General features: G+C 66.1%; 11 protein-coding genes. 3 read left to right on the plus strand and 8 right to left on the minus strand.

Annotated features, from left to right (window positions below; translation table 11 throughout):
* Nucleotides 1-248 precede the first annotated feature (248 nt).
* The 4 genes from Q7J58_RS00205 to Q7J58_RS00220 all read right to left on the minus strand — a co-directional run bounded on the left by Q7J58_RS00205 (nt 249) and on the right by Q7J58_RS00220 (nt 3084).
* Complete coding sequence (locus Q7J58_RS00205) at nt 249-566, minus strand: DNA-binding transcriptional regulator (RefSeq protein WP_045531200.1); 318 nt, start codon at nt 564-566, stop codon at nt 249-251.
* Complete coding sequence (locus Q7J58_RS00210) at nt 559-906, minus strand: type II toxin-antitoxin system RelE/ParE family toxin (protein WP_304821714.1); 348 nt, start codon at nt 904-906, stop codon at nt 559-561. Before Q7J58_RS00210 ends, Q7J58_RS00205 begins: the two co-directional genes overlap by 8 nt.
* A 244-nt stretch (nt 907-1150) precedes the next feature.
* Nucleotides 1151-2590 (minus strand): FAD-binding oxidoreductase, encoded by a 1440-nt coding sequence (locus Q7J58_RS00215; protein ID WP_304821716.1) that lies wholly within the window; start codon nt 2588-2590, stop codon nt 1151-1153.
* Nucleotides 2587-3084: a DUF2069 domain-containing protein gene (locus Q7J58_RS00220; RefSeq protein ID WP_304821719.1), complete on the minus strand. Its 498-nt coding sequence runs from the start codon at nt 3082-3084 to the stop codon at nt 2587-2589. Before Q7J58_RS00220 ends, Q7J58_RS00215 begins: the two co-directional genes overlap by 4 nt.
* Before the next feature lie 47 nt (nt 3085-3131).
* On the opposite strand from Q7J58_RS00220, the gene Q7J58_RS00225 reads away from it, so the two are divergent.
* Nucleotides 3132-4427, plus strand: coding sequence for a YihY family inner membrane protein (locus tag Q7J58_RS00225; RefSeq protein WP_304821722.1), 1296 nt, complete (start codon nt 3132-3134; stop codon nt 4425-4427).
* Between the two features lie 21 nt (nt 4428-4448).
* Here Q7J58_RS00225 and Q7J58_RS00230 read toward each other — a convergent pair whose 3' ends face one another.
* Together Q7J58_RS00230 and Q7J58_RS00235 are read right to left on the minus strand one after the other, a co-directional pair.
* Nucleotides 4449-5735, minus strand: a complete 1287-nt coding sequence (locus tag Q7J58_RS00230; protein WP_304821725.1) for a cytochrome P450 — start codon at nt 5733-5735, stop codon at nt 4449-4451.
* Between the two features lie 63 nt (nt 5736-5798).
* Nucleotides 5799-7316 carry a PLP-dependent aminotransferase family protein gene (locus Q7J58_RS00235; protein WP_304821728.1) on the minus strand — a complete coding sequence of 506 codons (1518 nt, stop codon included), beginning with the start codon at nt 7314-7316 and terminating at the stop codon, nt 5799-5801.
* Nucleotides 7317-7511: 195 nt separating this feature from the next.
* Between Q7J58_RS00235 and Q7J58_RS00240 the strand changes: the two genes are divergently transcribed.
* Nucleotides 7512-7886, plus strand: a complete 375-nt coding sequence (locus Q7J58_RS00240; protein WP_304821730.1) for a DUF2917 domain-containing protein — start codon at nt 7512-7514, stop codon at nt 7884-7886.
* 3 nt (nt 7887-7889) lie between these two features.
* On the opposite strand, the gene Q7J58_RS00245 is transcribed toward Q7J58_RS00240, so the two are convergent.
* Together Q7J58_RS00245 and Q7J58_RS00250 are read right to left on the minus strand one after the other, a co-directional pair.
* Nucleotides 7890-8711: an alpha/beta hydrolase gene (locus tag Q7J58_RS00245; protein WP_304821733.1), complete on the minus strand. Its 822-nt coding sequence runs from the start codon at nt 8709-8711 to the stop codon at nt 7890-7892.
* Nucleotides 8712-8826: 115 nt separating this feature from the next.
* On the minus strand, nt 8827-10128 hold the full coding sequence (locus Q7J58_RS00250; protein WP_304821736.1) for an O-acetylhomoserine aminocarboxypropyltransferase: 1302 nt from the start codon (nt 10126-10128) through the stop codon (nt 8827-8829).
* A gap of 130 nt (nt 10129-10258) precedes the next feature.
* On the opposite strand from Q7J58_RS00250, the gene Q7J58_RS00255 reads away from it, so the two are divergent.
* On the plus strand, nt 10259-10726 hold the full coding sequence (locus Q7J58_RS00255; RefSeq protein ID WP_304821739.1) for a CBS domain-containing protein: 468 nt from the start codon (nt 10259-10261) through the stop codon (nt 10724-10726).
* The last annotated feature ends 598 nt before the right edge of the window (nt 10727-11324 follow it).

Genomic DNA, 11324 nt, shown 5'->3' on the forward strand with positions numbered 1-11324 from the left:
GGTGGTTGCAGATGTTGGTCAAACACGGGTTTGTGCCGACTCCAGCCTGAAACGCTGACCGGTCGAGATTGCTTCGTTGTGCGTTTGGCCTTGCAGGGGCCAGGGCAGCGCTCGTCTCGATTTGCGTTTCTTTCACGTTAACACCCGGCCCGGATTGAGCAGGCCCTGTGGGTCCGCGAGGGCGGGGGCTTGGTTCAGAGGAAAACCGTGGTCCGACACCATTTTTCTTGTTTGCACACTTTTCATCGTCAGGCGATCGCCATCAACCCTTTCTTTTTGATGACGGTGAGCAACCGTAGGGCTGGGCCGCCAGGCTTCTTGACGCCGCGCTCCCAGTCCGAAACGAGATTCTTGGAAACGTTGAGGTAGCGTGCAAACACCGGCTGCGAGATATGCTCACGCAGGCGGATTTCCAAGATCTCATCCGGTGCCAACACATGCACTGGCGTCAGGCAGGCCTCGTCGAATTCACGCATCGTCTGCTTGTTGACGGCACCAATCTCATGCAGACCCTCCATCGTTTCGTGGATCGCGGCCAAGGCATCACTGCGGTATTTCTTAGGCATCTTTGATGACCTCCTCAAACTGGCGGTTGTGGATGAGCCGCTGCAATTGCTCATCAGTGAGTGCAAGGACCTCCTTGGCCATTCTCTTGAACTGGGCCTCCTCATCCTCTCGGATGTTGTCCTGCACGTTCTTGGGAAACCCAAAAACAAAGAATGCCTTGTCACCCTTGCGGTACAACACGATGCTGCGGTAGCCCTTGGACTTGCCGCCGCCTGGACGTGCAATCCGCTGCTTGATCACACCACCGCCCAGATCGGCACCGATCTGGCCTTGTTCGGCGCGCTCCACTGCATCCCAAAGCGCTTCGGCTGAGATTTTTTCTTTGCGGGCAAACCGCACAAACCAAGCGTTTTTGAAAACCCTCAAGCTGAAGCGCTCCTTTCCATGGCTCTATCTTATCACACCAAGCGTGATACATGAAGCGCCATTCACCTTGCAGCCAACTCTACTGGTTACCTAAAGATGCCCTGTTGGCCCGAAGGCAGCAGCTCGGCCCGCACTGCAGGCGTCAGCATGAAGTGCTCGGCCAGACGCTCTTCGACCTCGCGCAAGGTAGCACCGACCAGCCCAATGGCGCTGACGCTCAGGCGCGCACCAACACCCGGCCCGGATTGAGCAGGCCCTGCGGGTCCAGCGCCTGTTTGATCTGGCGCATCAGGGCCAGCGCCTGCGCGTCTTTGTAGCGCGGCAGGGTGGCGGCGCGCAGGGTGCCGATGCCGTGTTCGGCGCTGATCGAGCCGCCGTGGCGCTGCACGCAATCGAACACCAGCGCGTTGATGTGTGCCTCGTGCTGGCGCAAAAAGGCGGCGGCGTCGGCCCCGGCAGGGCACTGCACGTTGTAGTGCAGGTTGCCGTCGCCCAGGTGGCCGAAGTTGACCAGGCGCGCACCCGGAAGGGCTTGCGCCAGCAGGGCCTCGGCCTCGGCGCAAAAGGCCGGAATGCGCGAGATCGGCAGGCTGATGTCGTGCTTGGCGTTGAGCCCTTCCTGCGCCTGGGCCAGCGGAATGCACTCGCGGATGTGCCACAGGCGCTGCGCCTGTGCCAGCGTTTCGGCCAGCACCGCATCAGCGGCGCAACCTTGCTCCAGCGCGGTTTGCAGCAGCGCCTGCAGGCGCGCCTGCACCAAGGCGTGCGCCTGCTCGGGCGCGGCGCTCTCGCTGAGCTCGATCAGCACGCAGTAGGGCCACTGCGCTGCCAGCGGCGGGCGCAGATCGGGAAAGTGCTGCGCCACCAGTTGCAGCGCCAACTGGCCCATGAGCTCAAAGCCGCTCAGGCCCGGCCCGAGCTGGCGCTGCGCCAGCGCCAGCAGATCCAGCGCCGCTTCCAGCGTGGGCAGGCCGACCCAGGCGCAGCCTTGCGCCGCCGCTTGCGGTTGCAGCTTGAGCGTGGCGGCGGTGATGATGCCCAGCGTGCCCTCGCTGCCGATGTAGAGGTGCCGCAGGTCATAGCCGGTGTTGTCTTTGCGCAGGCCGCCCAGCCCGTGCCAGACCTCGCCGCTGGGGCAGACTACTTCGAGCCCCAGGCACAGATCGCGCGCGTTGCCAAAGCGCAGCACTTGGGTGCCACCGGCGTTGGTGGCCAGGTTGCCGCCGATGGTGCAACTGCCCTCGGCCGCCAGCGAGAGCGGAAACAGAAAACCGGCTTTTTCAGCGGTTTCCTGCAGATTTTGCAAAATGCAGCCGGCTTCCACCGTCAGGGTGAGGTTGGCGGCGTCGAGGGCGCGCACCGCGTTCAGGCGGGTGAGGCTGAGCACCACCTGGGTGCCGCTGCCGTCGGGCACCGAGCCCACCACCAGGCCGGTGTTGCCGCCTTGCGGCACGATGCTGGTGCCCGCCGCCGCGCAGGCGCGCACGACGGCCGCCACCTCGGGGGTGCTGCCTGGGCGCACCACCGCCAGGGCGAGCCCCTGGGTGCGTTTGCGCCAGTCTTGTTCCCAGGCGCTCAGGTCGGTGGCGGGGTCTTCGTGGGTCAGCACGTGCGTGGCGCCCACCGCGTCGCGCAAGCTGTTGATGAGATTGTTCATGCTTTTGAGGAGGGTTGGGGTGCCACCGGGTCGGCCGCCGCGTGGGTTTCGGCGGCGTGGCGGGCTTTGTCGGCGGCCACGGCTTCGGTGCCCGCCGCGCGCAGACGGATGCGCACATGCAGGGCGCAGGCCACGAACAGCGCCACGCACAGCAGCACCTGCACGCCGGCCAGCCCGGCGGACAGCCCGCTGTCGCTCCAGGCGCGCACCGCGCCTTCGGTGAAATACAGCCAGACCAGCAGGCTGACCCAGCGGTAGGTGTACATGCGGTTTTTCAGCAATCCCGCCAGTGGCAGTGTGAGTGGCAACACCTTGATGGCCCACCACGAGCCGCCGGGGCGCAGTGGCGCCAGCCAGAGTTCCCAGGCCAGCCCGAGCACGATCAGGCCGAGCACGCTGCCCACGGCGAGCCAGCGGGTGCCGTTGACGGCAGCGGATGTGCCTGCACGGGCGGTATGGGATGGCGTGGGGGTGTGGGTTGTGGCGTCGGTCATGGCGAAGGCGGGTGGTGCCGTACATGGGCAACTGGCATGATACCGGGATGACCTTGAACGACCGTTTGCGGGCGCTGGAGACCTTTGTGCGAGCGCTGTGGCGCGACACGCTCCAATTCCCCTGGCAAAACACCGCCCTGACGTTGCGCGAGCGCTTTCGCGAAGACCGCCTGGGCATCACCGCCAGCAGTCTCACCTTCACCACCACCATTTCGCTGGTGCCGCTGTTCACGGTGGCGCTGGCCATCTTCAGTGCGTTTCCCATGTTTGCGCGCCTGCAAGACACGCTGCAGCGCTGGCTGATTCGGAGCCTGGTGCCTGAGAACATCGCCAAGCAGGTGTTGAGCTATCTCAACGAGTTCGCTGGCAAGGCGGGGCAAATGGGTTGGGCTGGCGCGCTGGTGCTGCTGGTGACCGCGCTGGCCCTGATTCTCACCATCGACCGCAAGCTCAACGATATTTGGCGCGTGCGCCAGGCGCGTCCGCTGACCCAGCGCGTGCTGGTGTACTGGGCCTTGCTGACGCTGGGGCCGCTGTTGCTGGCGGGCAGCCTGGCCGCCACGTCGTATGCGCTCACGGCCTCGCGCGGCGTGGTCTCCAGCCTGCCGGGTGGTGTGCGATTTTTCATCGAATCGGTGCAGCTGGCGCTGGTCACGGGCGGCATGGCCGCGCTCTACCGCTACGTGCCCAACACCCAGGTGCGCTGGACGCATGCGCTGCTGGGCGGGTTGTTTGTGGCCACTGGCCTGGAGCTGGCCAAAAAGGTGTTGGCCTGGTACCTGGCGCAGGTGCCGACCTATTCGGTGGTGTACGGCACCTTTGCCACGGTGCCGATCTTGCTGGTGTGGATTTATGTGGCCTGGGTGATCGTGCTGCTGGGGGCGGTGGTGGCGGCGTACCTGCCCAGCCTGTTGTCGGGCATTGCCCGCCGGGGTGACCAGCCGGGCTGGAATTTTCAGCTCGCGCTGGAGGTGCTGGAGCAGCTGCACCGGGTGCGCAACGACGCCCAGCGCGGCATGGGTCTGGAGACGATGGCCCAGGTGCTGCGGGTGCAAGCCCTGCAGCTCGAAGCGCCCGTGGCGGCTCTGGTGGCCCTGGACTGGCTGGGCCGCCTGGACGAAGACGGCGAGCGCTATGTGCTGTTGATCGATCCGGCACAGACCGCGCTGGCGCCGTTGGTGGAGCGCCTGCTGATGGCCCGCCAGGCCAGCACCGCCCGCTTTTGGCACGAGAGCCTTTGTGCCCAGCTCACGGTGGCGCAGGTGCTGGCCGATCCGCCTTCCGGCGAGGCCAGCGCAACAGGTGCGGTAGAGGCGGTGGGGCCTTCGGTGGCGTCGGGCTGATACCTGCCCTGTCGTCCCTGGTTAGGCGGCGCTGAACGGGGCATGCAAAAACCCCCGGAACCGGGCCCGGCCACCCCGCTCCGGTGTCTGCGTGAGCCGGTAATGGGGGAAACGCTGCAGAAAGCGGCCAATGGCAATGCGGCCTTCCAGCCGCGCCAGGCTCAAGCCCGCGCACTGGTGAATGCCAAAACCAAATGCCAGGTGTTTGTTGGGCTCGCGGGTGAGGTCCAGCGTTTCGGGGTTGGGAAATTGCGCCGGGTCGCGGTTGGCTGCGCCTATGCACAGGGTGACCAGCGCGCCCGCCGGCAAGTCAACCCCGCCCACCGTGGTGGCGGTGAGCGCACGGCGGTTGCCCAGCTGGTTGGACGACTCAAAGCGCAAAAACTCGTCCACCGCCCGCGTCAACACGGTTTCTTGAGCCGCTGCATCGCCACTGGTTTGCTGCAGGGCTTGCAGCAGCTGTGCGTGGGCCTGCGGGTGTTCTTGCAGCACCAGCAGGCCGTTGCCGATCAGGTTGGTGGTGGTTTCGTGCCCGGCGTTCAGCAGAAAAATGCAGTTTTGCAGCAGCTCCACTTCGCTGAGCTGTTCGCCGCTGGCCTCGCCTTGAATCAGCCGGGTCAGCACGTCGCGCTCGGGGTCGCCGGGTTGCCGGCGGCGCGTTGCCACCAGGGTGCGCAGGTAGTCCAGCATCTCGGTCACGCTCCGGTTGCCCAGCGCCTGCTGCTCGGGCGACACCACCGGCTCCAGCGCACCCAGAATGGCGAGCGACCACGCCCGCAACGGGCCGCGTTCGGTGTGCGGCACACCCAGCAGGTTGCCGATGATGTCCACCGGAATGGCCGAGGCAAAGTCTTCGATCAGATCACCGCCACCCTGCTCAGCCATACGGTCCAGCAGGCTGTCCACCAGTGTCACCAGCCCGGGTTCCATGTCGGCGATGGCGCGGCGCGTGAGCGCGCCCATGATCAGCTTGCGCACCCGGGTGTGCAGCGGCGGGTCGTTGAACACCAGGCTGGTGGTGTGGTGCTCAAACAGCGGTGAACCTGCGCCGTATTTGGGTGCAAATTCCACGTGTTTGTCCGAACTGAAGGTGGCGGCGTCTCGGTACACGGCCACCAGATCGGCGTAGCGGGTCAGAAAATACGAGCCGTCGGGCATGCGCCGCACCGGTTCGGTTTCGCGCAGGGCCGCGTACACCGGGTACGGGTTGGCCAGGAAGTCGGCGGGCAGGGCGCGCAGGTCGAAGGCGGTGGCGATCTCGTGCGCCCGCGCCGCGCTCAGGGGTGGGGTGATCGGGTCTTTCAGCATGGTGCGGCCATTGTGGCCGCGGGCGCTGGAACGCGGGTGCTGGTTTTCCCGCCGCGCAGTCGCCTAAGCGCGCCGCAATATCGGTGGTGTCGGGCTGGCGGCGGGGCGCTCCAGCATCTGGCGCGCGATCTCGCCGATGCGCGCCAGGGCCTGCATGGTGATGGCGTTCCAGGGGCCTGAGAAGTTCAGGCGCAGGCAGTTGCGGTAGCGGTCGGTGGCGGTGAAGAGTTCACCCGGGCCGAAGGTGATGCCTTCGCTGGCACAGCGTTTGAAGAGGTCCATGCTGGCGATCGCCGGATGCAGTTCCAGCCAGAGCGTGTCGCCCGACGGCGGATTGCTCACCCGCGTTCCCGGGGGGAAGTGGTGGGCGATCAGGTGGCGCGCTTCGTGGCGGCGCTGCCGCATGGACGCCGTGAGGCGGCGCAGGTGGGCTTCGTAGCTGCCCTGGGTCAGCAGATCGGCCAGCGCTTCTTCCAGCACCACGTTGGTGGCCGCGCCCTGCAGCCGCTTGTGGGTGGCGACGGCATCGCGCCAGCGTCCGGCCTCGACCCAGCCCAGGCGGATCCCCGGCGTCAGCGTCTTGGCAAACGAGCCGCAGACCATGACGTTGCCTTCGGTGTCCCAGGCCTTGGCGGCTTTGCGCCGCTGGTCCCCGGACAACAGGTCGTTGAACACCACGTCTTCGATCAGAGGCACCCGCCGCTGGGCCAGTAGCTTGACGAGCCGCTGTTTGGCCGCCAGCGGCATGACCGATCCCAGCGGGTTGGACAGCGTGGGCGCGGCCAGCACGGCCCTGACGGGCTGTGTGTCCAGCGCCAGTTCCAGCGCGGGCAGCGAGAGCCCGGTGGCCGGGTGCGTGGGAATCTCCAGCACCCGCAGGCCCAGGGATTCGATCAGGTCGAGGTAACCAAAAAAGGTGGGCGATTCGAGCGCCACCACGTCGCCTGGCTGCGTGACGGCGCGCAGGCACAGACTGACCGCCTGGGTGCAGCTGGCGGTGATCACGATGTCGCTGGCGTCCAGCGCGCAGCCCAGTTGCAGGGCGCGCTGGGCCACCGCCTGGCGCAGCGCGGGCCGCCCGGCATCGGCCGAGTTGTATGCAGCGAGGCTGTGGCGGTGCACGCGCGAGGCGCGGCCAACAGCCACCCGCAGACGTTTGTCATCGAACAGTCCACTGCCTTCAGGCATGTAGCTGAAGCTGGCCCGGTCGCCAGGCTGGTGCAGCATGGCGAAGGCTTCGGAGCGGCTTTGCCGCTCCAGCAAAAAGCTGCGCTGGGGCGGCGCGCTCAGGCCGGGCTGGGCGATGCGCTGGGCGCGCTTCACGAAGTAGCCCGCCTTGGGCCGCGCCTGCACCAGGCCCTGCTCTTCGAGCTGGCGGTAGGCCTGCATCGCGGTGGAGATGGACACACCCTGCGTCAACGCCGTGGCCCGCACGGAAGGCAGGCGCTGACCGACCTTGAAGGCACCGCTGTGGATCAGCTGCGCGAGTGTCTGCGCGATCTGCTGGTACAGCGGCAGGGTGGGGACCGGTTCGACCGACGGGGCCGGACACAGCGCGAGCGTGGAAGGGGGCGCGGGCATGGCGTTTCCATGCTAACCGAGTGCCGGCCCACACCAGGCGCCCAGGCGCGTGGGTGACCGGTACAGATGGGCCCCAAAGAGACCACACAGATGGCGCGAAAAGCGCGTCTGGTGCGCACCACCTGGGCGATCTGTGTGTCTGTTGCGCCAGGGCTCAAACAGGGACAGTGAAGCCTCATCCACAGGAGGCCCGCCATGCACCCCACCACCGCCCAGCCCACCCGCTTATTGCCACGCCAGACGCGCATGATCGACGCCAGTGCCGGCATGCGCCTGAGGGTGGTCAGTGGCCGTTTCTGGATAACCCAGCCGAACGCCGCGCAGGACCTGTTTCTCGGCCCCGGCGCCAGCATCGACCTGCTGCAGGACTGGATACTGATCGGCGCCGACGCCGGGCCTCGCCCGTCCGAGGACGCGCCACCCTGCTACAGCGAGTACCTGCTGATGCCGCTGGTGGAGCCGGTGCCGCGCCTTGGCTGGAGCGTCGCCGTCTGGCGCGCATGGCGGCGATGGGCCCGGCAGGCCGCGGCGGCGACGCGCAACGCCTGGCCGAGCGCCTTCGCCAAGTGAGCCTCAGCGGCTCCGAAGGAAATCGCGGATGGCGAACAGCGTGGCGTCGGGCGTTTCCGTCATCTGGTGGTGACCGACCGGCAGGCTCTCCACCCGCACGGTCTTGCCCGCCGCCTGGGCGACCTTGATCAGGCCCTGCGCGGCTCTGGGTTGTGTCATCTGGTCCTGGGCGCCGAGCAGGAACAGCACCGGGCAGGTGATGGCGGCCATGGCCTGCTCGCCATTCGCATAGGTGTCGCAGGCCACGAAGCCGCGGTGGAACACGTTCACCTTCGGGTTGCTGGCCAGCACGCGTCGGCCCAGCGCCATGCTCGCGCCATAGACCCAGGTGCCGGGGCCGAGCGCCGAGGGCGGGGCGGCCAGGGTGCTGCGCGAGAACACGTTGACCATTTTGAGCGCTTTCTCAGGCTCGTTGAGCGAGGCTTCGATCAGCGCGGGTGAGACTTTCATGGGGTAGGCCGTGCCCACCAGCACCAGGTGGCTCACCCGTTCTTTCAGCCGGGACGCGGCTTCGAGCGCGATCAGCGAGCCCCAGCTGTGGCCGATGAGCGCGGCGCGCGGCACGCCGGCCGCGTCGAGCAGCGCGGCGATGAAGTCCGCGGCTTCTTCGACCGAAGACGGTGCAACGCCTGCGCTCTTGCAATGCCCGGGCAGGTCGACCGCGAGCACGTTGAAGCCATGGTTCGCGAGGTAGCGGGTCTGCAGGATCCAGACGCTGTGGTCGTTGAGCACGCCGTGGATGAAGACCACGGTGGGTTTGGCGGCATCGAAGGCTTTGCCGCCGGTGTAGCAATAGGTCTGGGCACTGTTGACGATCAGATGCATGAAATCACTCCAGTGAGGCGAAAGTGATGCGCGCCAGCGGCATCCGTGGAACCGGCTTTGCCGGGCCACAGGATGCGTCCCCCTGGGGGGAAGCCGCGCAGCGGCGCAGGGGGGATCAACACTTCTCGGCAGCCTTCAAGGCGCGCTTGAGGTCGTCGATCAGGTCGTCCGGATCCTCCAGCCCGATGGACAGGCGGATGGTGCCGGGGCCGATGCCGGCGCCGGCCAGGGCCTCGTCGCTCATGCGGAAGTGCGTGGTGCTGGCCGGGTGGATCACCAGCGAGCGGCAGTCGCCCACGTTGGCGAGATGGCTGAAAATTTTGAGTGCTTCGATGAAGGCCTTGCCCTGTTCGCGGCTGCCTTTGATGTCGAAACTGAACACCGCGCCCGCGCCTTTTGCGCCGTGTTTCAACAGCTTTTGCGCCAGTGCGTGGCTGGGGTGCGTTTCCAGCAGCGGGTGGCCCACACGGCCCACCAGCGGGTGGCTGGCCAGGAACTGAACCACCTTCTCGGTGTTGCTCATGTGGCGCTCCATGCGCAGCGACAGCGTCTCCAGCCCTTGCAGGATGAGCCAGGCGCTGTGAGGGCTCAGGCAGGCGCCGAAGTCGCGCAGGCCTTCGCGCCGAGCACGCAGCAGGAAGGCGCCGACGGTGCTTTCTTCGCTGAAGGTCATGCCGTGAAAGCCGTCGTAGGGCTCGGTGAGCTCGGGGTACTTGCCGCTGGCGTCCCAGTCGAAACTGCCGCCGTCCACCACCACACCGCCGATCACCGTGCCGTGGCCGCTCAGGAACTTGGTGGCCGAGTGGTAAACCAGATCGGCGCCGTGTTCGAAGGGCTTGATCAGGTAGGGCGTGGTCAGCGTGCTGTCCACCAGCAGCGGCACTTTCGCTTCGTGTGCGATCTGCGCCACGGTGGGGATGTCGAGCACGTCCAGGCCCGGGTTGCCCACGGTTTCGCCGAAAAACAGCTTGGTGTTGGGCCGCACGGCGGCGTGCCAGCCATCGATGTCGCCGGGCTTCACGAAGGTCGTTTCGATGCCGAAGCGGCGCAGCGTGTAGTGCAGCAGGTTCTGACTGCCGCCATAGAGCGCCGTGCTGGCGACGATGTGCGAGCCCGCGCCCATGAGCGTGGCGATGGACAGGTGCAGCGCGGCCTGCCCGCTGGCCACCGAAATGGCGCCGATGCCGCCTTCGAGCGCGGCCATGCGCTGTTCGAACACCGCATTCGTCGGGTTGCTGATGCGGCTGTAGACGTGGCCGGCGCGCTCCAGGTTGAACAGGGCGGCGGCGTGGTCGCTGGACTCGAAGACGAACGAGGTGGTGAGGTGGATCGGCACGGCGCGGGCGCCGGTCGCGTCGGGTGTGGCGCCTGCGTGCAGCGCCAGCGTGTCAAAGCCGGGGTCGGAATAGCCGGGCATGCTGAAGTCTCCTGTGTTGATGCGCCACACCCGAAAACGGCTGTTCGCAGTGGTTTTACCGTTTATTGTGGGCTATATTCACATGCACACCAGCCCTGCTGGGGACAGCCACAACCCGAGGAGAACAGCCATGAAAGTCAGTGACATCCTGCGCGTCAAGGGCGGAACGCTCTATACCTGCCAGCCCGAAGAATCCCTGGAACGCGCGGTGCAAACCATGTCGGACTACGACATCGGTTCGCTGGCCGTGATGGACCATGGCGAACTGGTGGGCATGTTGACCTTCCGCGAGGTGATTCACACGCTGGCCAAAAATGGCGGTGCTCTCAACGGCAAAACGGTGCGCACCGTCATGGACGACCACCCCATGAGCTGCACGCCCCAGACCGAACTGGATGAAGTGCGCCCCATGATGCTGGAGCGCCACACCCGCTACATGCCCGTCATGGACAACCGCATGCTCATGGGCGTGATCAGCTTCTACGACGTGGCCAAGGCCGTGGTGGACAGCCAGAACTTCGAGAACAAGATGCTCAAGGCCTACATCCGCGACTGGCCCGAAGAAGAGGGCACGGCCCCCGCCGAAACCGCCAAGTAAACCCTCTGCCACGCCACCGGCACATCGCCCCGCCAGCCGGGGCGTTTTTCATGTGCGCCCAGCTTGGGCGCACTCCTGCGGGTGCAAGTCCCGCCGCAAGTTGACCAAGACGAGCGAAGCGAAGCGCAACCGCATGAGGGCGACCGAGTGTGGGAAGGAAGCGTGGAGCGCAAATCATGAGCCGATGGACAAGAACCACATAGAAGGCGTTACCCAGCAGCACGAGTGGACGCGAAACCACACAGTCTTGATGACCCCAGCACAGCGGCGTGGCAGCGGGTCAAGTTCTGACATGCCACAACAGTTCTGGCCTGGCTTCAACGTTATCAAGCAGCGCATCGTTTCGGTGCGCCTGCGAATGGCCCCGGCTGCCAGCCGTGAGTTGACGCTGTTTTAAACGCTCTCCCTGACATCAAGGGCTTGTCGGCTTCCAACCTGAAGTATGGCCTGCGCTTTTTCAGTTCTACACCACGGCGCAAGACACGCACGAACCTGGCAACCCGGATGTGCCATTGGGGCAACAGCCTGTTGACCCAATTCTCTGGGGGCACAACACACAACATACAGATGGATGTGGAACGCCAACCGACCCCGCCTA

It is taken from the genome of Hydrogenophaga sp., assembly GCF_030656115.1.
GTDB lineage: Bacteria > Pseudomonadota > Gammaproteobacteria > Burkholderiales > Burkholderiaceae_C > Hydrogenophaga.